Below are 21993 nucleotides of genomic sequence, written 5' to 3'. Positions count from 1 at the left end.
TTTGGAGATGTCTATGAAGCTCTTGAAGAGCTCGCTGCTCGGGTCCGCCGCCGCATTCGCGGCAGTGGGTGCCGCGCACGCCGCCGACCTGCCGGTCAAGAAGGCGGTGCCGGTCGAGTACGTCCGAGTCTGTAACGCCTACGGCGCCGGCTTCTTCTACATCTCGGGCACCGATACCTGCCTGCGCGTCTCGGGCCGCGCCCGGTTCGAAGGCGGCTACCAGACCAGCTACACCCGCCAGGTCGGCACCAACGCCGGCGACACGTCGGGCTACCAGGGCCGGATGCGCATCAACCTCGATGCCCGCACCCAGACCGCCTACGGCACCCTGCGCGCCTTCGTGCGCTTAGACGCCGGCGCCCGCACCGGTTATTCCGGCGTCGGCCAGTCCGGTACCCAGCAGCGCATCGGCCAGGCCTATGCCGGCATCGGCACCGACAGCTTCGGCCGCGACTCGCAATTCGTCAACGTCGACAAGGCGTTCATCCAGTTCGCCGGAATGACCGCCGGTCGCGCGTCGTCGTTCTTCGACTTCTACGCCCACGACTTCGAGTTCGCCGGTGCCACCGCCGGTTCGGACGTGTTCTCGACCAACCTGCTCGCCTACACGGCGACGGTGGGCAACGGCCTGTCGGCGACGATCTCGATCGAAGATCCGGTCTTCCGCCGGACCCCGATCTTCTCGCCGTTCAACGTGGGCGCCACGGTCAGCTCCGGCAGCGTGTCGAACTTCGGCGTGACCAACCAGCCGACCCCGGTCTTCGTCGGCTATACCGGCGGCATCCCGACCCGCTACGGCAACGTCGACAGCATCGAGCGCGAGCGCCTGCCCGACTTCGTCGGTGTCGTGCGCCTCGATCAGGCCTGGGGCTCGGCCCAGCTCTCCGCCGCCACCCACGAGCTGAACGTCGGCAACCTCTCGACCGCCGCCAGCACCGGAACCGGCACCATCGTGGCCCCGGCCCATACCAGCAACGTTCAGGGCTGGGCGATCCAGGGCGGCCTGAAGATCAACGCTCCGTTCATCGCGCCGGGCGACGCCCTGTATCTGCAGGGTGCCTATGGCGAGGGTGCGCAGCTCTACACCGGTTACTCGCAGTACACCGGCTCGTACACGCAGAGCACCACCACGATCCAGGGTCAGAAGTTCGCCCAGTACTTCTCCGACGCGACGATCAATCCCTATACGGGCCAGCTGCAGACCTCGACCAGCTTCACCGCGGTCGCCTCGTACCTGCACTACTGGACGCCGGAATGGCGCTCGGCCTTCTTCGGCTCCTATGGCGAGCAGAGCTTCTCCAACAGCGCCCGCCTCGCCCAGGGCGCCGCCTACACCCTGGTGAGCGGCCTGGCCGGCAGCAACCCGTTCAGCTCCAACGCGGTCGGTACGCCGGGCACCCGGTTCTACCAGCTGAGCCAGGCGCTGCGCGACACCTACCAGTTCGTGGCCGGTGCGAGCATCATCTGGTCGCCGGTGAAGGACCTCGATATCGGCGTCGAGGGCTTCTACACCCAGATCGGCCTGAAGAGCGGCCGGGCGATCGACCTCGACAAGAGCCCGACCGCCTATGCCAACATCGCCGGCATCAACGCCGGCACCTTCGCCGTGGCGACCGCCACGAAGGACTCGGTCTCGCAAGTGCGGTTCCGCGTCCAGCGCGACTTCTGATCCCCATTGGCGATCGGATAACGGCATCGAGGCCAGAGGCCTCGATGCCGACGAACGACCCTCGTGCACACGAAGACTCAGAAGCCCGGCCTCGTGCCGGGCTCTTTTTTTGGCGTCCGCAGCTCCGGAACCTCGCGACGGCTGGCGCCCATCGCGACCGACGGCGATCGTGACGGGGAGCCGACGACCTGACGCCGGCACGCCTTCGGCCTCGCGGGGCGATGCGTCGATCCCACCCCCGCCGCCCCCGGTTGCCGCCGCGAATGCGGTGCCCGGAACCGGTGTTTACGAAGCGTTCATCCTCCGGGTGTCCGATCGGGGTCGCAGAGGCCGGGAGGAGGACGCGATGCCGAGCAGCACGAATGAAACGCCGCAGGGCCCGATTCTGGAACTCTGGCGCATCGTCGCGCTCGCGCTGATCGTCGCCGCCGGCATGCTGTTCGTCCATATGGTCGTGCCCGCCGACGCCTCGGCGGATCCGATCAGGACCGGGTCCGTCCTAGGCCAAACCGGACAGCCATAGGTCGCCCGCCCGTCCCGCGCCTCTCACTCGCCGCCCTGTCGGCCCCCGGCCTTGGTGAGCGCGCCGGCCGCGGCGGTCAGATCGCGCCGGGCCTGGGTGATCGCCGTCGCCTTCTCGGCCTCCTGCGCGTTCAGGGCCTCGAGGAAGGCGGTCCAGTCGGCGCGGGCGCCGGTCGGAATCTCGCCGTCGAGCCTCTGGCGGAGCTGGGCGACCCGCCCCTCGGCGGTCGCCACCGCCGGCGCGGCGACATCGGCATCGTAGACGCCGACCGCGCAGGTCTGATCGCCGGCCTTCGTGTAATACGTGGTCTTGGGCTCCTCGATCGTGCTCCCGGGCTTCGGAAACAGGTACCGGATCACCGCGATCTGCCCGGGCTTGGCGCTCTCCATCATCGTCCGGATGAAGTGGTTGCCCGTCCGGTCGTGCAGGTCGCGGACGTCATGCCCGTTCAGGATCGGATTGGGATGGGCGCTCATGACGCCGTCCGGCCCGACGCAGAACACGTAGGTGTCGGCGGTGCGGAAGCCCCGGGCCCCGTTGGTGAAATCCTGCAGCGCCTGGGTCTTGTCGGCGGCGAGCGCCCGGTCGACGCGCCCGAGCATCCACGAGGCGAATCCGTTCGGGCTCGGATCGTCGCAGGAGGTCGGGGCCTCGCCGTCGCCGCAGGCCAAAGCCGGACCCGCCGGCATCACGCCGATCAGAAGAAGGGTCGCAAGCGTTAAAGTTTTCAGCATCGTGACGACCCCCGAATGCAGCTTATCTCACCGAATCGGGTCAATCAGAGACCGCGTTCGACGGATTGGCAAGCGCTGGAGATTGTCTTCACGCGTTCGTCAGCACGATCGCGGGTGCCGCCGGCCTACTGCATGGGCAGGGGGATCGCCTCGACGGTGACCTCGCCGATCCCGCGGGCCGCCAGCGCCGTGCGCAGCGGGACGGTCAGGCAGCTCCCGGCCGTGAACGCGCCGAGCGCCGCGCCGTGCCGGTCCGCATCCCGGGGGGCGGAGCCGATCAGCTGTATGACGCGCCGGGCGATGGCGGGTGCCGGATCGATCCAGGTCACCGGCCAGGGCGCCACGGCTTCGAGCCGCGGCAGCAGCAGGGGGTAGTGGGTGCAGGCGAGGCAGATCACGTCGGTGCGCCGGCCATCCGCCGCGGTCACGAAGCACGGGGCGATCTCCGCCGCCAGGGCGGCCTCGTCGACGGGGGTGCCGGCGAGTTCGGCCTCGGCGTAAGCCGCGAGATTCTGGGCGCCGACCAGGCTCACCGCGCAGGTTCCGGCATAGGTGGCGATCAGGTCGCGCGTGTAGGAGCGGGCCACCGTCCCGGGCGTGGCCAGCAGGGAGACGAGCCCCGAGCGCGTGGCCTCGGCCGCCGGCTTGATCGGCGGCACGACGCCGACGAACGGGGTCGTGAAGCGCTGCCGGAGGGCGGGGAGCACCAGGGTCGAGGCGGTGTTGCAGGCGATGACCGCGAGGTCGGGCCGGTGGGTCGCCACCAGCCGCTCCATGACGGCCAGAACCCGGGCGACGAGGGCCGCCTCGCCGAGCCGGCCGTAGGGGAAAGCGGCATCGTCGCCGACATAGACGTAGCGGGCGTCCGGCCGGGCGCGGCGGACGGCGTCGAGCACGGTCAGGCCGCCGAGCCCCGAATCGAAGACCAGGATGGTCGGCTCGGCGGCACCGCGCTGCGCCGCGGCGGAGAGGCTGGCCCCGGCCATCAGATCGATCCGCATGAGAATCCTGGACTCCTCGCGAGCGTCCCGAACGTCGTCATCGAGGGTTAAGGCACTCTCACCGCGGTGAGAGAAAGACCCGCGATCCCCAGCCTGTCGCGTTAACCACAGCGCCGCCGCGGCGAAAACGCCCCGGCGAACGGCCGGACGGCGGACTCGTCCTGCGGAGGTTGTCGGAACACGGCCAAGACATATCTTCTGCGCGCCGAGCCGGAACCGGGGAAACGGTTCTCGGTCAGGCCTGAAACAAGGGACCATCGTCATGGCAGCGACGGCCGCACTGCGCCCGGACGAGACGCGCGACCCCGGGAGAGCCGCCTTCCCGCCGCCGCCCGTCACCGCCCGGCCGATCGACCGCGCCGCCTGGATCGCCGCGTTCCGGCAGGTCCGGGGTGAGACCGAGCGCCGCGCCGCGCCGCTCTCCCCCGAGGACCAGCAGGTCCAGTCCATGGCAGATGCCAGCCCGACCAAGTGGCACCGGGCGCATGTGACGTGGTTCTTCGAGCAGTTTCTGCTGCGGGAGCACCTCCCGGGCTACGCCATCTACGACGTGCGGCTGCACTACCTGTTCAACTCGTACTACGTGGCGGCCGGCCCGCGGCAGCCGCGCATCCAGCGGGGCATGATCACCCGCCCGACCATGGCGGAGGTCGCGGCCTACCGGTCCCATATCGACCGCGCCGTGGAGACCCTGCTGGGTCAGGCATCCGAACGTGCCCTGGAGGCTTTGCTGCCGATCCTGGAGATCGGGCTCTATCACGAGCAGCAGCACCAGGAGCTTCTCGTCACCGACATCCTGCACGCCTTCGCGCAGAATCCCCTAAACCCCGCCTACGATCCGGACTGGCGCTTCCCGGATGCGGCGGCGAAGCCGGGCCAGACCCGCCTCGACCGGGCCATCGCCTGGATCGGGCATGCGGGGGAGGGCTTCTCGTTCGACAACGAGTCGCCCCGCCACGAGGCGCTGATCCCGGCCGGCCGCATCGACCGGGCCCTCGTGACCAACCGCCAGTGGCTCGCCTTCATGGAGGATGGCGGCTACGCCAAGCCCGAATTGTGGCTGTCGGACGGCTGGTATGCCGGTCCGGCCGAGGGCTGGGAGGCCCCCGGCTACTGGCGGCGGGACGGGGAGGGGTGGGCGACCATGACGCTCGCCGGCCAACGCCCGGTGGATCTTGACGCGCCCGTCACCCATGTCAGCTACTACGAGGCTGACGCCTATGCCCGCTGGGCCGGCCGGTTCCTGCCCACGGAGTTCGATTGGGAGGTCGCGGCTCGGGACGGTGGCCTGCCGGACGCGTTCGGCCTCGTCTGGCAATGGACCCGCAGCGCCTACGTGGCCTATCCGGGCTATCGGCCGTTGCCGGGAGCCCTCGGCGAATACAACGGCAAGTTCATGGCCAATCAATTTGTGCTGCGCGGCTCCTCGGTGGCCACGCCCGACGGCCATGCCCGCCTGCCATACCGCAACTTCTTCTTTCCGCATCAGCGCTGGCAATTCACCGGCCTGCGCCTCGCCGACGTTGCCTGACGCGCCCCGGAGCCGCCCGTGACCATCAAGCCAACCTTCCCCGACGCGAAACCGGTCGCGCCGGCCTTCCTCGACGACGTGCGCGCGGGCCTGTCCCGGCCGCAGAAGGCGCTGTCGCCGAAGTACTTCTACGACACCGCCGGCTCTGCCCTGTTCGAGGACATCACGCGGCTCCCGGAATATTACCCGACCCGCACGGAGATCGGGATCCTGGACGGGCGCGGCCCGGAGATCGCGGCGCTGCTGCCGGCGGGGGCAGCGCTGGTGGAGTTCGGGAGCGGCTCGACGTTGAAGCTGCGCCGGCTTCTCCGGCACCTCGACAAACTGGCTGCCTACGTGCCCGTGGAGATCTCCGGGGAGTTCGTCCAGGCCCAGGCCGAGGCCCTGAGCGGCGATTTCCCGCATCTCCGGGTCGAACCGGTGGTGGCCGACTTCACCCGCGACTTCGACCTTCCCGAGAGCCTCGCCGGTCTGCCCCGGGCCGGCTTCTTCCCGGGCTCGACCATCGGCAATTTTGAGCCGGAGGAGGCGGAGGCCTTGCTGCGCCGTTTCGGGCGGATCCTGGGGGCGGGGGCCCACATGATCGTGGGCGTCGACCTGGTAAAGGACACGGCCACCCTGGAGAGCGCCTATGACGACGCCGAGGGGGTCACCGCGGCGTTCAATCTCAACCTCCTGACCCGGATCAATCGCGAACTCGCGGGCCGTTTCGACCTCGACGCCTTCGCCCACCGGGCTGTGTTCAACCCGCAGGCCTCGCGGATCGAGATGCATCTGGTCGCCCGGAACGCGCAGGACGTGGCGGTGGGCTCCGACACCTTTGCTTTCGCGGCCGGCGAGACGATCCATACCGAAAGCAGCTACAAATATACGCGCGAGACCTTCCGGGCGCTCGCTGAGCGCGCCGGCTGGACGTGGATCAAGGTCTGGACCGACCCGCAGAACCTGTTCTCGGTCCACGCCCTGCGGCTGGATTGAGGGCGGGGCGCGCCGCGGCCCGGGCGCGCCGATGCGGTTCCGCTGGCCCTGGTTCTTCCTCGTCGCCCCCGCGCTCGGCGCCCTGGCCGGGCTGCTCTACGGCGCGATCTTCCAGGTTGGCGCGCTGACCGGCGCGGCGATCCGGGGGGCGATCATCGGCACGCCGATCATGCTCTACGAGCGGCGGCTCCTCCTGCCGGCCCTGCGGGAGCGGATCCGGGGCCTCGCCACGCCGCTGTTCCTGTTCGCCACCGTGTCGCTCTACATCGCCATGATCGTCGGCGGGAACGCCGTGGCCAGCACGGTCCTGAACCGCCTGTTCCGCTTTATGTCCAGCGAGCGGAACGCGATGCTCATGTCCGATACCGGACTTCTCTATGCGCTCGCCATCTCGGCCGTCGCGGTCTTCGTGTTCCGGGTCCGCGACCTGATCGGACCGGAGGTCTTCGCCAACCTGTTGATCGGCCGCTATCACCGGCCGATCAGCGAGGAGCGGATCTTCCTGTTCCTCGACGTGACCGGCTCGACGCGCTTCGCCGACCGCCACGGCGACCACGCGGCCCAGGCCTTTCTCGGGCAGGTGTTCAACGCCTTGGCGCTGCCGGTCTCGCAGGCCCGCGGCTCCATCGACGATTACATCGGCGATCTGGCGCTCGTGACCTGGACGATGGAGCGCGGCCTGCGCGACGCTGCCTGCCTGCGCTGCGTGTTCGACTTCGCGGCCCGCCTCACGGCCGAGTCCGAGGCGTGGCGGAACCGCTTCGGACAGGTGCCGGAATTCCGGGCGGCGCTGCATTGCGGTCCGGTGGTCACCGCCGAGATCGGGCTGGAGCGACACAAGATCGCGTATTTCGGCGACGCGGTGAACACCACCGCCCGGCTCGAGGCCCTGTCCAAGACGCTGGACGTCCACGTGCTGATCTCGGCCGATCTCCTCGACCGGCTCGGCCCGCTACCCGGCGATCTCGTGGCCGAGGATCTCGGCGCCCACACCCTGCGGGGACGCGCGGCGCCCCTGGCGGTGGCGGCGATCCGGCAACGCCCCGAGACGACGGCGCCGAGCCGTGCCTTGCCGGGATGACCGCGAGGCTTGCGCCACGGTGCCCCCGGCCGGCGGTGCCGGGGCGGGGCACGCGCCGCCATCCCCGATATCCCCGGTCTTCACGTCGAACGGGTGTCAGTTCAGGTAGGTGCGGATCCAGTTCGGCGACAGGATCTCGCCCTCCTCGGTGATGATCCAGGGCTGCTTGGCCGGATCGGCCAGGGCGCCGGCGGCGGCTCTGATCGCCTCGCGCAGGGTGTCGAACCGCTCGGGTTGCGCCAGTGGGGTGCTGGCCGGGGCCGTGCGCCAGATCGTCAGATCCGCGGGCCGTTCCAGAGCTTCGGTTTCCATGGGTACTCGTCCTCCCGAACCGTATGGGACCGTTCAGATCACCGCCGTCGGCCGGAGCCAGGGAACAGCGGGGATCGCCGGTCTGAGCGTCAAAGCAAGCATCTCTGCGGCGGCTTTGCGATCAATTCGGGCGGTTTCCGAAACCAACGTCCCGCGCGGAAGCACGATGGACGGAACGGTCCCGTTTTCCATATCCGTATTGAGCGCGTATGGGCTGCCGTGGTCTTGCGAGAATTGTGACTATCGAATGATGACCATTCCGTTAGCCGCTATGCGCCGGCCGCCGACGTGTCCCAGAACAGGTTCGGGGCGCGTCGGCGGCCGACCGCTCCCGTGTTGACGCCCTGATCCTGAACGCGCACTTAAGACCCGCGCCCGCCGGGGCATTCCCTCGACCCACTCCCGGAGACATCCGTGCCGGATCGTACCGTGCGCATCGTGCTCGCCGCGGTTCTGGTCCTGCTGGCCCTCTACGTGGTCCAGCCCTACCTGCAGCCGCTGCTCTATTCCGCGGACGCGCCCCGGGCGGTGACGGCCCGCGGCGATCTCGCCCAGTCGGAACAGGCGACGATCCGCCTGTTCGAGCAGGCGAGCCCGTCGGTGGTCCACGTCTTCGCGCAGGGCGCCACCCAGAACCGCGACCTGCTCGACCTCGACGAGGATGGCGGCGAGCAGCAGGGCGGCGGCACGCAGACCGGGACCGGCTTCGTCTGGGACGGGGCCGGCCACATCGTCACGAACACCCATGTCGTGCAGAACGCCGCGCAGAGCGGTGGCTCCGTCTCGGTGCGGCTGAGCGACGGCGCGGTGGTGTCGGCGAGCCTCGTCGGGCTGGCGCCGTCCTACGATCTGGCGGTGCTGCAGCTGGGGCGTGTGACCCATATGCCGCCGCCGCTGGCGATCGGCACCTCGACGGATCTCAAGGTCGGCCAGTCGACCTTCGCCATCGGCAACCCGTTCGGCCTCGACCATACGCTGACCACCGGCGTGATCAGCGCCCTGCGGCGGCGGATGCCGACGAGCGAGGGCCGGGAGGTGTCCGGCGTCATCCAGACCGACGCGGCGATCAACCCCGGCAATTCCGGTGGCCCCCTGCTGGATTCCGCGGGCCGGCTGATCGGCGTCAACACCGCCATCGTGTCGCCCTCCGGGGCGAGCGCGGGCATCGGCTTCGCGATCCCCGTGGACGTGGTGAACCGGATCGTCCCGGAACTGATCAAGGTCGGGCGGGTGCGCAATCCCGGCATCGGCATCATCGCCGCCCAGGAGGCCGCCACGGCGCGGCTCGGGATCGACGGGGTCGTGATCGTGCGGGTCCTGGCCGGGTCGCCGGCCGCGCAGGCCGGCCTGCGCGGCGTCGACGCGCGGATCGGCGATCTCGGCGACGTGATCGTCGAGGCCAACGACCGCCCCGTCCACCGCCTGGCCGACCTCACGGCGGCCATCGAGGAGGCCGGGCTCGGCGCGGCCCTGACCTTGAAGGTCGAACGCGGAGGCCGGGTCCGACAGGTCCGGATCACCACCGCCGACGTCGCGGAGAACCGCCAATGAGGTCCATGTCCCGCCTGACGCTCCTCGTCCTGCTCGGGGTCGGTGCCGCGCAGGCCGCTGAGCAGCCCAGCCGCTCCCGCCTCTGCCCGGAGGATCTGCCCGAGGGCGTCCGGCTGCCGCCGCAGCCCGGCTGCACGCCCGGTGCCCGCCACCCGGTTCCGCGCCGGGACGGGTTCTACGACCTGGGCAACGGGACGACGGTTCAGGTCGGCGGCCGGGCCTCGGCCGAGTATGGCGTGCGGCGCTGAGGATGGCGCTGCTCGCCGGTCTGCTCGCCTGCCTGACGCTGTGGTGGCTGTCCAAGAACAGTCGTGGACTGGGTCCGCGCCTGAAGCGCGCGCTTGGCCAGGGTCTCGGCGCGGCGACCGGCGGATCCCAGACGCGGATGCTCGGCGCTATGGCGCTCCTGGCGGGCGGGTTCCTCCTCCTGCACGGCAACCTCGTCCTGGCGGCGCTCCTCGGGCTGAGCGGCGTCTGGATGATCGAGGGCCAGGAGTCGATGACCGCGCGGCTGCGGCGCCTGATCCGGCCGGTCGCAGGGCGAACGCCCCGCACGCCCCGGCAATCTGGCGATATCCCGGACCGCCTTTACCGCACGACGCTGATCGAGGCGCAGTTGCGTCCGGACGGCGGCCTCCGCACCGGTCGCGTGATCGCCGGGCCCGATGCCGGCGCCTGGCTCGACACCATGTCGGGCGCAGCCTTGATCGCGCTGCTGCGGGCCTGTCGCCAGCGCGACCCCGCCGGGGCCGCCCTGCTAGAGCCGTATCTCGACCGCCGGGCGCCCGGCTGGCGTGTAGACGCTGAGGGCGATCGTGACCCGCGGCCGCGCCGCCCGCCGAACCCAGGGGCGATGACGGAGGAGGAGGCGTACCAGGTCCTGGGGCTTCAGCGCGGGGCGACCGCTGAGCAGATCCGGTCGGCCCACCGGTCTCTGATGAAGCGCGCCCATCCCGACCAGGGGGGCAGTGCCGAGGGGGCGGCGCGCGTCAACGCCGCCCGGGACAGGCTTCTGAACCGACATCGCTGAACTCCACGCGCGTTGTCAGGGGAGGAGAGGGTCTCGGCCGCGGGCGAACAGCGCCGCGGCGTGCCGAGCCGGCGCAAGGGCGCGCCGGCGGGTCCTGGTCGTTTAGCTCCGGGTCGCGAAGCAGCTGAAGCCGCTGCGCTTCAGGGCCGTGCAGGCGTCCTGGGCGGAATCCTGCTCGGCGAAACCCGAGAAGCGGGCGCGGAACAAAGTGGTGCCGCCGTGCTCGACCTTCACCGTATAGGGGGCCGCCTTCGACAGGCTGCCGCCGACCTTGGCGCGCGCCTCCGAGAGCATCGAGCGGGCCTTGGTCTCGTCGTCCATGGCGCCGAGCTGGATCACCCAGGCGGTCGGCACGACGCGGGCTCCGGAGACCGCCTTCGGTGGCTCGTCGCGCTCCATCGAGGCGACCCGGGCCACCACCTTGGCCGTGCCGGGGAAGGGGGCCTGGGCGCTGCTCGCGCCGGCATAGGCCTGGGCCGCCTTCGGGATCCCCTGGGGGCCGGGCTTCCAGGTTCCGCCCGGCGTCGTCGTCGCCGCGGCCCGGGGGGCGAGGTCGAGGGGCTCGCCGGTGGTGCCCGTGGTCTCGACATCCCCGTCATCCGCGTCGGCGACCTGCGTGCGGGTTCGCGATACCGCGTCGGCGACCACGGCCGGGCGGGCGCGCTCTGCGACCTCGGTCACCGGAGGCGCGATCCGGGCGCCGGCATAGGCCCGCGGCAGGCTGCCGCGGACGAGATCGGCCATGATCCGGTCGCGACTCCCGCCGGACTTGCCGCCGAGCACGATCGCCACGATCTGGCGGCCCTCCGACTTGGCCGCGGTCATCAGGTTGAAGCCGGAATCGCGGGTGTAGCCGGTCTTGATCCCGTCGACGCCCTCGACGTTGCCCAGCAGGTGGTTGTGGTTGCCGATCACCCGGCCGCGGAACGCGAAGGACCGGGTCTGGAAGTAGCGGTAATAATGCGGGAACCGGTCCTGGATCGCCCGGGCGAGCACCGTCAGGTCGCGGGCCGTGGTCAGCTGGTCGGGATCGGGCAGCCCCGACGCGTTGGCGTAATGCGTCCGGCTCATGCCGAGGGCGTGCGCCTTGGCGGTCATCATCTGGGCGAAGCGCTCCTCGGAGCCGGCGATGTTCTCGCCGATCGCGCAGGCCACGTCGTTGGCCGACTTGGTGACGATCGCCTTGATCGCGTCCTCGACCGCGATCGTCTGGCCGGGGCGCAGGCCGAGCTTCGAGGGCGCCTGGGCGGCGGCATGGGCCGAGATGGACAGCTCGGAATCGAGGGCGAACTTGCCGCGCTCCATCTGCTCGAACAGCAGATAGAGGGTCATGACCTTGGTGATCGAGGCGGGATGGCGCAGCGCGTCCTCGTTGACCGCGTGCAGGGTCTTCCCGCTCTTCACGTCCACCACCATGGCCGCGTAGGGGGGATTGTAGCCTCCGCCGCCGCTCGCGTGGTGATGGTGGTGGCGCCCACGCCGTGCATCCGCCGGACTGGCCAAGGTCGTCAGGACCGCGGCGGCCAGGATCGCGGCCGGCAGCGCGGGAATCGTCCGGGAGCCGCCTACTACGCTACGCATCACGCCTGATTGCCTCGCGAGACCGGCACGGGCCGGTCATGTCCCCTGTGCGGAGCGGCGCCGGTCGCGTGGCCCCGCTGCATCATCGAAGAGTTAGGCAAGCGCAGTTACAGGCCCGTTAATGCGATCGGCGCGAGGTCGCGATCGTGTCGTTTCTTCTATCGGTTACGGGGCCTGATCCCGGGGATCCCGGGTCGGCGCGCTGGGCCGCCATCGTCCAGCTTGACGGTTGTCCTTGCGGCGCACACAGTCCGTTTCGGATCGATGCCGCCCTTCGTGCCGGTCACCCGGGGCCGGCCGGCGGCGGCCCGGAGATCGGCCATGCAGACTCGCGACCCCCACCCTTTGTTTCCGGTCCCGCCCGGCTTCGGCACCCCGCTGCGGCGGTTCGGAGCCGCGAGCCGAGCCGCCCAGAGCGTCGGGATCGAGTGGGCGGATTCCGCCCGGCAGGGCCTCGATGATGTCAAGGCCACGCTGGGCAAGCTCGCGACCGCGCGTGGTCCGGCGGAGGTCCTGTCGGTCCAGAGCGCGTATCTGCAACGGGCCGGCGCGCGCCTCGTGGCGCGGACCACGGTGGCCGCCGATCTCGTCTCGGCCCTGACCACCGACCTCCTGAGGCCGCCAACGGCGCCACGTCCCGGCCGCGCGCGTTAGCGGGTCGGGGTCCGTGCGCCCGAGACAAGCGCGGCGGGGCGGACAAGTGCGCACAGGCGTCTGGCGAAGTCGGCTCACCGTCTGTAGATTGACCCCCGTGGAGCTGAGCGCTGCTCCCGGCAGGGCCAGGACAGACGTGGCCCTCGGGGCCGGCGACGCCCGCTCCGAACGAGGGATCGGTTCGACGCACATGACACAGGTCCCCCCACAGGGCACCGCAGGTTCGACGAGGGCTCACAGGCCGGCGCGCGGCGCGGCCCTGGCATCCGGTTCGCGCGCGCCGGGCGGCGATGATCGGTCCAACACCGCGATCATCACCCGCACGAAGCCTCGGACCAAGCGCCCGAGCCTCTATCGGGTCCTGCTCCTGAACGACGACTACACGCCGATGGAGTTCGTCGTGCTGGTGGTCGAGCGGTTCTTCAACAAGAGCCACGAGGACGCCTACCACATCATGATGCACGTGCATCAGAACGGGGTCGGCGAGTGCGGAGTCTTCACCTACGAGGTCGCCGAGACCAAGGTGACGCAGGTCATGGACTTCGCGCGCAAACACCAACATCCTCTCCAGTGCGTTATGGAAAAGAAATAGGCGCCGCTCGCGGTAGGCACCCAGACAGAGGCCAGCTTTGCCAAGCTTCTCACGCAGCCTAGAACAAGCCCTCCACCGCGCCCTGGCGCTCGCGGGGGAGCGACGGCACGAATACGCGACGCTGGAGCATCTCCTGCTCGCCCTCGTGGACGATCAGGACGCGGCCGCGGTCATGCGCGCCTGCAACGTCGAGGTCGAGACGCTCAAGCGCAGCCTGGTCGATTACGTCGACACGGAACTGTCCAACCTCACCGGGGACGGACGGCAGGACGCCAAGCCCACGGCCGGGTTCCAGCGCGTGATCCAGCGCGCGGTGATCCATGTCCAATCCTCCGGTCGCGAGGAGGTGACGGGGGCGAACGTGCTGGTGGCGATCTTCGCCGAGCGTGAGAGCCACGCCGCCTACTTCCTGCAGGAGCAGGACATGACCCGCTACGACGCGGTCAATTACATCAGCCACGGCATCGCCAAGCGCCCCGGCGCCTCCGAGTCGAAGCCGGTGCGGGGCGCCGAGGAGGAGGGCGCCGCCGAGCGTCCGAGCGACGAGGGCGATCCCCGCGGCGCCAAGAAGAAGGGCGATGCGCTGGACGCCTACTGCGTCAACCTCAACAAGAAGGCCCGGGACGGCAAGATCGATCCGCTCATCGGCCGCGAGACCGAGGTCCAGCGGACGATCCAGGTCCTGTGCCGCCGGCAGAAGAACAACCCGCTTCTGGTGGGCGACCCCGGCGTCGGCAAGACCGCGATCGCGGAAGGGCTGGCGCGCAAGATCATCCAGCACGAGGTGCCGGAGGTCCTGGCCGACGCCACCGTCTTCTCCCTCGACATGGGCACGCTGCTCGCCGGCACCCGCTACCGGGGCGACTTCGAGGAGCGCCTCAAGCAGGTGATGAAGGAGATCGAGGCGCACCCGAACGCCATCATGTTCATCGACGAGATCCACACGGTGATCGGCGCCGGTGCGACCTCGGGCGGCGCCATGGACGCGTCGAACCTGCTCAAGCCCGCCTTGGCTTCCGGGACGCTGCGCTGCATCGGCTCAACCACCTACAAGGAGTACCGCCAGTACTTCGAGAAGGACCGCGCTTTGGTGCGCCGGTTCCAGAAGATCGACGTCAACGAGCCGTCGATCCCGGACACGATCGAGATCGTGAAGGGCCTGCGCCCGTACTTCGAGGAGTTCCACAAGCTCAAGTACACGACCGAGGCCGTGAAGGCCGCGGTGGAGCTGTCGGCCCGGTACATCAACGACCGCAAGCTGCCCGACAAGGCGATCGACGTGATCGACGAGACCGGCGCCTCGCAGATGCTGGTGCCGGAGGCGCGCCGCAAGCGCACCATCGGCATCAAGGAGATCGAGGCGACCATCGCCACGATGGCCCGGATCCCGCCGAAGACCGTCTCGAAGGACGACGCGGTGGTGCTCCAGCACCTGACCGAGAACCTGAAGCGGGTGGTCTACGGTCAGCCGAACGCCATCGAGGCCCTGACCTCGGCGATCAAGCTCGCCCGGGCCGGCCTGCGCGACCCGGACAAGCCGATCGGCTCGTACCTGTTCGCGGGCCCGACCGGCGTCGGCAAGACCGAGGCGGCGAAGCAGCTCGCCTCCTCCCTCGGCGTCGAGATGCTGCGCTTCGACATGTCGGAATACATGGAGCGCCACACGGTCAGCCGCCTGATCGGCGCGCCCCCCGGCTATGTCGGCTTCGATCAGGGCGGTCTGCTGACCGACGGGATCGACCAGCACCCGCACTGCGTGCTCCTGCTCGACGAGATCGAGAAGGCGCATCCGGACCTGTTCAACATCCTGCTGCAGGTGATGGACCACGGGAAGCTGACCGACCACAACGGCAAGCAGGTCGATTTCCGCAACGTCATCATCATCATGACGACCAACGCGGGTGCATCGGACCTGGCGAAGTCGGCTTACGGCTTCACCCAGACCAAGCGCACGGGCGATGACGTCGAGGCGATCAACAAGCTGTTCGCCCCGGAATTCCGCAACCGGCTCGATGCGATCATCTCGTTCGGCCATCTGCCGAAGGAGGTGGTGGCGAAGGTGGTGGACAAGTTCGTCCTCCAGCTCGAGGCCCAGCTCGCCGACCGCAACGTCACGATCGAGCTCTCGGACGAGGCCCGCGAGTGGTTGGTGGAGCACGGCTACGACGATGCCATGGGCGCACGCCCGATGGCGCGGCTGATCCAGTCGACCATCAAGACGCCGCTGGCCGATGAGGTGCTGTTCGGCAAGCTCAAGGATGGCGGCGCCGTCCGGGTGGTGGTGCGCAAGCCCGAGGACGAGGAGGCGAAGGCCGGCGCCAAAGACAAGCTGGCCTTCGACTTCCCGGCCGGTCCGGTGACGCCGAAGCCCGAGAAGGACGTGACCAACGCCGCCAAGCGCCACAAGCGGGTCAAGCCGCGCGCCGCGGCGCGGAAGAAAACGCCAAAAGATGACAAGGGCGGTGGTGGCGGATCGGGCGGCGGCGTCCGGACCGTGCCGAAGGTGCCACTCGTGCGTGCCTAATGATGCACAGGCTGGCCGGTGGCCTTCCGGACTAGGGGCTGCCGGTCTATGACCGCCGCGACGCGAACGCGCCGCGGCGAGGAGGCGGCCGATGACTGATAAACTGCACGAGGGACCGCTTCCCCCCGTCGCGCAGCCGGCGCCCCCGAAGACGCTGACCTGGCGCGAGGAGCGCCGTCGCCGCCGCCAGCGGCGCAAGCGCGGCGAGGAGGTCCTCGCCTGGGTGCTCGTGCCGCTGATCTGCGTCGGCATCTACCTGGGCGTCAACGCCGGTTTCGACTTCTTCGGGACTTCACCTGGGCAGGTCTGGGATCAGCTGATGCAGGTCAAGGCCATGATGGAGAAGCGTTCGGGTACGCAGGGCGCGCGCGGATAGGGCGGCTGCGGATCGCTAGGCCTGGGAGCTTGCGAGGCTGCCAGTCAGTTCCGACGATCCATGGAGCCCGGCCCGCACTCGAGCGACTAGAGGCGCGCGTCTGTTACGGGACTGAACGCGGTTTCCTTTGGAGTTGACCCTTCACCACGGAGGGGATTCCGGATTTACGGATCGCGCCAGGCGACGCATGGGGACAGGATGAGGCGCGGGTCCTCTCTCCCGTGCCAGCTATGATGTTCCCACATCTCCTGTTGCAAGGCGCGACGCGCTCTCCTCCGCCATGCGGGGAGGCGTTGGAGGTGGGGGTGGTGCAGGATCGAACGGTCTGGTGCCTACTGAGCCACCTCCACCCCTGACCCCTCCCCGCAAGGGGGGGGAACGCGCCGCATTCTCAAGGTCTTAGCGTAAGCCCGAGCAGTGTTAATCCGGTGGCCTGCGCGGGCGAGGAATCGTGTCGCGTTCCGTGCCAGCCGGTGTGGGAGCATCGGCGCGCAGAGGGCGAGGGAGACGCGCCCGGGTCGGCCGTTGCGCATATCGGGAACCGATATGTGACCCGCGTAGTCCGCCGGAGTGAGGGCGCCCGTCACGCGACGCAGCGGCCTTTGCGCAGCCTTCGTCGAGCGAACTGATCCGCCGGCGCTATCCGGAACGGCACCGGCACCCCCAAGGTTCGTCGTGGAGGGGCCTAGCCGCCCCGAGCAACCCAGGAACGTCCATGCGCACAGCGCGACCACCGACCCGACGCGTGATCCTCGCCGCTCCGCTGCTGGCGGCGCCCCTGCTGGCGGCGCCAGCCCTCCGTGCGGCGGCCCGCGGCGGCACCGTGGTGGTGGTCGGCGCCGGGTCGGCGGGCCTGGCGGCCGCAGCGCTCCTGCGCGAGGCGGGTCAGAGCTTCACCCTTCTGGAGGCGCGGGACCGGATCGGCGGCCGCGCCTTCACCGACAGGACGCTCGGCCCGGATTGTCCCTTCGACGCCGGGGCCGAATACATCCATTGGGCCGAACGCAATCCCTGGGCCCCCATCGCCCGGGCGGCGGGCGTCCGCTTCGCCAGCGAGGACGGTTGGGCCCGCACCCTCACCGTCGACGGCCGGGCGGCCACGGGGGCCGAGCAGGCGGCCCGCCGCGCCGGATTTTCCGGCCTCGACGCCCTGCTGGCGCCGAAGGGCGGCGACCCGTCTCTGGCCGAGGCGGCGCGGGCCGGCGGACCGAATGCGGAGCAGGCCGCTGCGGGCCTGAGCCGGCTGTCGCTGGGTGAGGATCCCGAGCGGGTCTCGGCGGTCGATTACGACCGGCTCTGGTCCGGCACCGACCTGTGGGTCGACGGCTACGGCGACCTCGTCGCGCGCCACTTCGCCGACCTTCCGGTGCGCCTCGCCTGTCCGGTTGAGGTGATCGACTGGTCCGGGCCGGATGTCCGGGTCGGGACCGCCCGGGGCACCCTGTCGGCGGCGGCCGTCATCGTCACGGTGCCGGTGGGCGTGCTGAAATCCGGGGCCCTCCGTTTCACGCCCGGCCTCCCCGACCTTCAGCAGGCGGCGCTCGACGGGCTCCACATGGGCGCCTACACGAAAATCGGCCTGCGCCTCGACCCGGGGAAGATCGATCCGGCGGCGTTCGGCGACGCGGTCTCGGTCGCGACCGGCGGCCCGACACTCTACTTCGAGATGGGCCCATTCGGCCGACCCCTCGCGGTGGCCAATCTCGGCGGCGATGGCGCCCGCGACCTCTGCCGCGCCGGCGAGGCGGCCGCGGTGGCGCACGCCACCGAGCGGCTCGGCGCGATCCTGGGCGCGAAGGCGCGGGGCGCGGTCCTGGCCGGGCGGCTCGCGGGCTGGTGGACGGATCCAAAGGCCCTGGGCTCCTATTCGATCGTGGCCCCCGGCCATGCGGAGGCCCGGGACACCCTGCGCGCGCCGATGGGCGGACGGGTGTTCCTCGCCGGCGAAGCGCTGGCCGGCGGCGGTGCCATGACGGTCGGCGGCGCGACCCTCGACGGCGAGCGCGCCGCCCGGGACGTGCTGAAGGCGCTCGGCGCCTGATCGGCCCGGGTAGGGGCGGTGGTTCCTCCGCCTATTCCGCCGCGTCGGACTGGCGGAATCCCTCGATCCCGATCTGATCGGGGTTGATCGCGTGCAGCGCCCGCCGGGCCGCCTCCAGCGGGTGCTCGGCCTCGATCCGGACCGAGGTCAGGTCCGGGCTCTTGTAGACGGTCACGATGGTGTCCATCACCTCGGTCAGGGTCGTGCGCTTGTCCTCGGGCGCCGCGATCAGCAATTGCAGTCCCCAGGCCCGGTAGAGATCGACCAGCGCCTGGCTGTTGCGCACGTCGAGCTTCGAGAACGCCTCGTCTAGCAGGCACAGGCCGAGCCCCGGATTCTCGTCGCCCGGCCGGTCCCCCGGATAATAGGCGCTGGCGAGGGAGGCGGCGATCGCCACGTAGAACGGTGCCTGCGCCTCGCCGCCCGAGCCCCGCAAAGCCCGCGCCGACATGGTGGTGCGGTTGCCCGCCCGGTCGCGCATGCCGATCTCGTACACGAAGTAATTGCGGTAATCGGCGAGCCGCGCCGCATCCTCCTGACCGGCGATCAGCGCGGTGATCTCCTCCAGCGCCGCCGCCATCGGACCCTCCGCCTCCCCGGCGAGCACCGCCTGCGCGGCCTCGGGCGAGCGGGCGGTCTCGGTGGCGAGGGCGTGGACGGCGGCGTAGCGGCGGTCCACCGCCGCCTCGAACGCATAGGTCTGGCCCGTAAAGCTGCGGGCCGAGAGGCGCTCGTTCAGGGCCTCCAGCCGGGCATGCACCCGCTCGAACCGGTCGGCCAGGCGGGTCAGCAGATCCTCGGTCATGAGCCGCCGCATCTCGACCTCGGCACGCTCGGCCTGGGCGCGGTAGCGCCGCAATTCGTGGCCCTCCACGGCGTCGTATTCCCGCCGGACCCAGGCGAACCCGTCGATGGCCGGCGCATCCCCCTGGTTGAGCGGGTTCTCGACCCGCCAGCCGGCGCAGGCCTCCGCCAGCTCCCGCTCGGCAATCCGCCCGTGGGAGCGCGCCGCCTCGGCGGTCTCCCGGGCGAGGCCGCGCTCGGTGGTCGCCCGGGTGCCGGCGGCCTTGCCGTCGAGGCCGGCCAGCGCCCGCCGGGCCTCGGCAATCAACCCCGGGTCGAACCGCTCGGAGCGGGCGACCCGGACCCGGGCCGCATCGCCGCCCGTCAGCTGTCGCAGGGCCGAGCGCCGGGCCGCGAGCGCCGCGCGGGCGGCCTCGCGCATCGTGACCAGCCGGGCGCGCAGGGCCGCCTCGTCGGCCAGCAGGCGATCGAGCGTCGGTTCCAGAGTCTCCGACAATTCGCGCAGGTAGCCGACCCGTTCGGTCGTCAGGGCGGCGATCTCGGCGGTAAGGCCCACGCTGTCGCGCTTCTCGATACCCTCGCGCTCGGTCTGGAGGGTCCGCCGCCGTCCGTCGAGACCGTTCAGCTCGGCCCGCAGGGTGTCGATATCGTCGAGGCCGCGGGCGATGCGGGCCCGGATCGCGGCGGCGGTGCGGGCGGCCTCGCGCAGCACCGCGGCCTCGCCGCGCAGGCGGCGCGCCTCCGCGACCGCGGCCTCGTGGACCCGCCGGCTGTCGACGGTCGGCCCGCGATGGCCGCGGGTCATGAGCAGATCGACGCTCCGGGTCACCGAATAGGCCATGCCGGCCGTGGTGCGCCCGCTCGGCGCCACCGCCCGGGCGAGGCGGGCGAGTTCGGCATCGTCCCGGGCGAGGTCGTAGCCGCCGAGCCGCACCCCCAGGAACGCCTCCGCGTGCGGGTCGCTGGTCTCGATCACCGTGAGCGGCCCGTCGTCGTAGCGGCGGGCGCGCTGCTTGGCGGTGTCGGTGGTCTTGACCAGGATGCAGCGATGGAACCGGTCGCGGCCCGATTGGAGGACGCCGAGGGCCTCGCTCAACCGGTCCGGCGCCACCACCAGCGCCTCGCGGGCGCGTCCGAGCAGGCCCTCCAGGGCCGGGCCCCAGCTTGGATCGACGATCTCGGCCAGTTCGCAGATCGGCATCGCCGCGATGCCGCGGCGCTCCAGCTCACCGCGGAACGCTACCGTGTCGGAGGACAAGCGCGCCGCCGGGCCGGTGCCGGTGCGGGGGGCGGTGCGCTCGGCCTCGCTCTCCTGGGCACGCGCCTTCAGGGCCGCGTCCTCGGCCGCCCGTTCCAGGGCCTCCTCGAAGTCGGGCAATCGCGCCAGCCCGTCGAGGAGCTCGGCCAGGGGCCCCTCGGGACGCAGGACTTCCTCGGGCGGCGCTTCGCGGCGCAGGCCCGCCCGGGCGCAGGATTCGGCCAGGCGCGCCGCCTGCGGGCAGGTTTGTCGCAGGATCGGGGCGACCGGCTGGAGCTTGCCCATCTGGCCGACGAGACCGACGAGGTCGGCGATCCGCCCGGCCAGCTCCTTGCGGTCGCGCTCCAGCATCGAGAGGCCCAGCGTCGAGGCGGCGAGGCGACCCTCGGCGGCGCCGGCGGCGGCCAGCGCCTTCTTCTCGGCGATCTCGCCGTCGATCTCGCGCACGTGGCCGCGGCTCGCCGCGACGCGCTCCCGGGCGATCCGCAGGGTGTCGGCGCCCTCGCGCAGGCGCGTGCGGACCGCGACGAGGTCGAGGCTGCGGCGGCGCAGCTCGGCAGACGCCGCGCGCAGCTCGTGCGCCGCCGTGGCGAGTACCGCCTCGCTCCAGGCCTCGTAGCGGTCGCGCAGGCGGCGCAGCCGCGCCAGCCGGGTCTCCAGCTCGGCGATGGTCTCCAGGAGGCGCCGCCAGTTGGCGATGGATTGCCGGACCCGCTCCACATCCAGCGGCTCCGGCTCCAGCACGAAGGCGCGCACGAAGGCGCTGGTGTCGAAGATCGGCTTGAACGCCACCGCGTTGGCGAAACTGCGCAGGAAATGCCGCGGCTCCGGCGCCGGCGCGCCCTCGCGCAGGGTGGCCAGGACATCGGCGGTGAAGCGCTCGCCGGAGGTCCGGTACTCGGTGAAGCTCGCCGCCCGGGCCCGCAGGTCCCCGGCGATCTCGCTCCAGGGCGCCGTGTAGCTGCCGCCGGGGGCGGTGCGGGCATAGTCGGCGATCTCGAACCGGTGCCCGATCGCGATGAAGCGCGACAGGACGGTCTCCTTCGGCTCCGCGGCCCGGGCCGCCAGCGCCAGGCCGACCGTGACCACGCGCCCCGAGGCCGGGTTCTCGAAGACCAGTGCGAGCACGGTCTCGCAGGATTCCCGGGTCGGGCGGCCGCCCTCCGCGGGGTCGCTGATCCAGCCGAGGCAATAGTCGCGCACCGTGCGCGCGCTGCGCCCGGAGGCCGAGGCATTGAGGGCGAGGCGGCTGGCATTGTTGCCGGCGAGCACGGTGCCGACCGCGTCGAAGATCGTGGACTTGCCGGCCCCGGTCGGCCCGACCAGCGCCGCCGCCCCGCGCAGCCGGATCTGCTCGCGGCGGATCAGATACCAGTTCGAGAGGGCGATGTCGGTGAGGACGTACACGGGGGTCGGGGGGCTGGGCGACGTGCGGGTGGATCGAGGTTCCAGTTGGCCGGGTTCGCCCGCGTATGCAAGCGACCACCGGCCCCGCGCGGATTCCGACCGCGGACGCAGGCGACGAGGCAATCGGTATTCCCTGCCTGAAGGGATACCGGAGCCGTCACCGGCCCGGATTCCCCGGTAATCGATCGGACGCGGCGCTGTCGCAGAATCGTCTCCGATCGGTGGCGGACGGGTGAACGGCCGGTCCGCTCGCCGGGATCGGCGATGGGAAGGGACGCACGCCCCTGTCACCGCGGCCGCACTTCACGACTTGTCAGACAATTTGATCCCTGTATCGTTCGCGCCG

18 protein-coding genes are annotated in these 21993 nt (G+C 70.8%); 13 read left to right on the top strand and 5 right to left on the bottom strand.

Translation table 11 applies throughout. The features are described from left to right. The first annotated feature begins 13 nt into the window (after positions 1–13). Together AC3IF1_RS25575 and AC3IF1_RS25570 are read left to right on the top strand one after the other, a co-directional pair. Positions 14–1669: a porin gene (locus AC3IF1_RS25575; RefSeq protein ID WP_489219881.1), complete on the top strand. Its 1656-nt coding sequence runs from the start codon at positions 14–16 to the stop codon at positions 1667–1669. 346 nt (positions 1670–2015) lie between these two features. Next, positions 2016–2192 (top strand): hypothetical protein, encoded by a 177-nt coding sequence (locus tag AC3IF1_RS25570; protein WP_489219880.1) that lies wholly within the window; start codon positions 2016–2018, stop codon positions 2190–2192. Positions 2193–2215: 23 nt separating this feature from the next. Here AC3IF1_RS25570 and AC3IF1_RS25565 read toward each other — a convergent pair whose 3' ends face one another. Both AC3IF1_RS25565 and murI read right to left on the bottom strand, forming a co-directional pair. Beyond that, positions 2216–2881 (bottom strand): cache domain-containing protein, encoded by a 666-nt coding sequence (locus tag AC3IF1_RS25565; RefSeq protein WP_489219878.1) that lies wholly within the window; start codon positions 2879–2881, stop codon positions 2216–2218. Between the two features lie 170 nt (positions 2882–3051). After that, positions 3052–3927, bottom strand: coding sequence for a glutamate racemase (gene murI, locus AC3IF1_RS25560; protein WP_489219876.1), 876 nt, complete (start codon positions 3925–3927; stop codon positions 3052–3054). A gap of 262 nt (positions 3928–4189) precedes the next feature. Between murI and egtB the strand changes: the two genes are divergently transcribed. Genes egtB through AC3IF1_RS25545 form a run of 3 tightly spaced genes read left to right on the top strand, consistent with a single transcriptional unit; the run spans position 4190 to position 7517 of the window. Next, positions 4190–5458, top strand: coding sequence for an ergothioneine biosynthesis protein EgtB (gene egtB / locus AC3IF1_RS25555; protein WP_489219874.1), 1269 nt, complete (start codon positions 4190–4192; stop codon positions 5456–5458). An 18-nt stretch (positions 5459–5476) separates the two neighbouring features. After that, positions 5477–6436 (top strand): L-histidine N(alpha)-methyltransferase, encoded by a 960-nt coding sequence (gene egtD, locus AC3IF1_RS25550; protein WP_489219873.1) that lies wholly within the window; start codon positions 5477–5479, stop codon positions 6434–6436. Positions 6437–6467: 31 nt separating this feature from the next. After that, entirely contained in the window at positions 6468–7517 is a 1050-nt protein-coding gene (locus AC3IF1_RS25545) for an adenylate/guanylate cyclase domain-containing protein (RefSeq protein ID WP_489219872.1), read from the top strand. 96 nt (positions 7518–7613) lie between these two features. Here the strand turns inward: AC3IF1_RS25545 and AC3IF1_RS25540 are convergent, their stop codons facing one another. Beyond that, complete coding sequence (locus AC3IF1_RS25540) at positions 7614–7829, bottom strand: hypothetical protein (protein WP_243972289.1); 216 nt, start codon at positions 7827–7829, stop codon at positions 7614–7616. Positions 7830–8243: 414 nt separating this feature from the next. Here AC3IF1_RS25540 and AC3IF1_RS25535 point away from each other — a divergent pair, with 414 nt between their 5' ends. The 3 genes from AC3IF1_RS25535 to AC3IF1_RS25525 are packed head-to-tail and all read left to right on the top strand — an operon-like array spanning position 8244 to position 10410. Next, complete coding sequence (locus AC3IF1_RS25535) at positions 8244–9380, top strand: S1C family serine protease (protein ID WP_489219871.1); 1137 nt, start codon at positions 8244–8246, stop codon at positions 9378–9380. Then, the gene (locus AC3IF1_RS25530; protein ID WP_489219870.1) at positions 9377–9628 is read left to right on the top strand and encodes a hypothetical protein; all 252 of its coding nucleotides are present in this window, start codon (positions 9377–9379) and stop codon (positions 9626–9628) included. The genes AC3IF1_RS25535 and AC3IF1_RS25530 overlap by 4 nt, the downstream gene beginning before the upstream one ends. 2 nt (positions 9629–9630) lie before the next feature. Next, the gene (locus AC3IF1_RS25525) at positions 9631–10410 is read left to right on the top strand and encodes a DnaJ domain-containing protein (protein WP_489219869.1); all 780 of its coding nucleotides are present in this window, start codon (positions 9631–9633) and stop codon (positions 10408–10410) included. Between the two features lie 102 nt (positions 10411–10512). Here AC3IF1_RS25525 and AC3IF1_RS25520 read toward each other — a convergent pair whose 3' ends face one another. After that, positions 10513–11991, bottom strand: a complete 1479-nt coding sequence (locus tag AC3IF1_RS25520; RefSeq protein WP_243972280.1) for a serine hydrolase — start codon at positions 11989–11991, stop codon at positions 10513–10515. A 321-nt stretch (positions 11992–12312) separates the two neighbouring features. Here AC3IF1_RS25520 and AC3IF1_RS25515 point away from each other — a divergent pair, with 321 nt between their 5' ends. The 5 genes from AC3IF1_RS25515 (at position 12313) to AC3IF1_RS25495 (ending at position 18178) form a co-directional block, all read left to right on the top strand. Continuing rightward, positions 12313–12645: a phasin family protein gene (locus AC3IF1_RS25515; RefSeq protein WP_489219868.1), complete on the top strand. Its 333-nt coding sequence runs from the start codon at positions 12313–12315 to the stop codon at positions 12643–12645. Between the two features lie 190 nt (positions 12646–12835). Next, on the top strand, positions 12836–13237 hold the full coding sequence (clpS, locus tag AC3IF1_RS25510) for an ATP-dependent Clp protease adapter ClpS (RefSeq protein WP_243972276.1): 402 nt from the start codon (positions 12836–12838) through the stop codon (positions 13235–13237). A gap of 37 nt (positions 13238–13274) precedes the next feature. After that, the gene (gene clpA, locus AC3IF1_RS25505) at positions 13275–15761 is read left to right on the top strand and encodes an ATP-dependent Clp protease ATP-binding subunit ClpA (RefSeq protein ID WP_243972275.1); all 2487 of its coding nucleotides are present in this window, start codon (positions 13275–13277) and stop codon (positions 15759–15761) included. 91 nt (positions 15762–15852) lie between these two features. Further along, positions 15853–16137 (top strand): hypothetical protein, encoded by a 285-nt coding sequence (locus tag AC3IF1_RS25500; RefSeq protein WP_243972273.1) that lies wholly within the window; start codon positions 15853–15855, stop codon positions 16135–16137. A gap of 715 nt (positions 16138–16852) precedes the next feature. Continuing rightward, positions 16853–18178: a flavin monoamine oxidase family protein gene (locus AC3IF1_RS25495; RefSeq protein WP_489219867.1), complete on the top strand. Its 1326-nt coding sequence runs from the start codon at positions 16853–16855 to the stop codon at positions 18176–18178. Between the two features lie 31 nt (positions 18179–18209). Here AC3IF1_RS25495 and AC3IF1_RS25490 read toward each other — a convergent pair whose 3' ends face one another. After that, positions 18210–21647, bottom strand: a complete 3438-nt coding sequence (locus AC3IF1_RS25490) for an SbcC/MukB-like Walker B domain-containing protein (RefSeq protein ID WP_489219866.1) — start codon at positions 21645–21647, stop codon at positions 18210–18212. Positions 21648–21993 lie beyond the last annotated feature (346 nt).

This window comes from Methylobacterium sp. E-012 (assembly GCF_057836545.1).
Note: the sequence above shows the minus strand (reverse complement) of the source record. Positions and strands in the feature narration are given on the sequence as shown.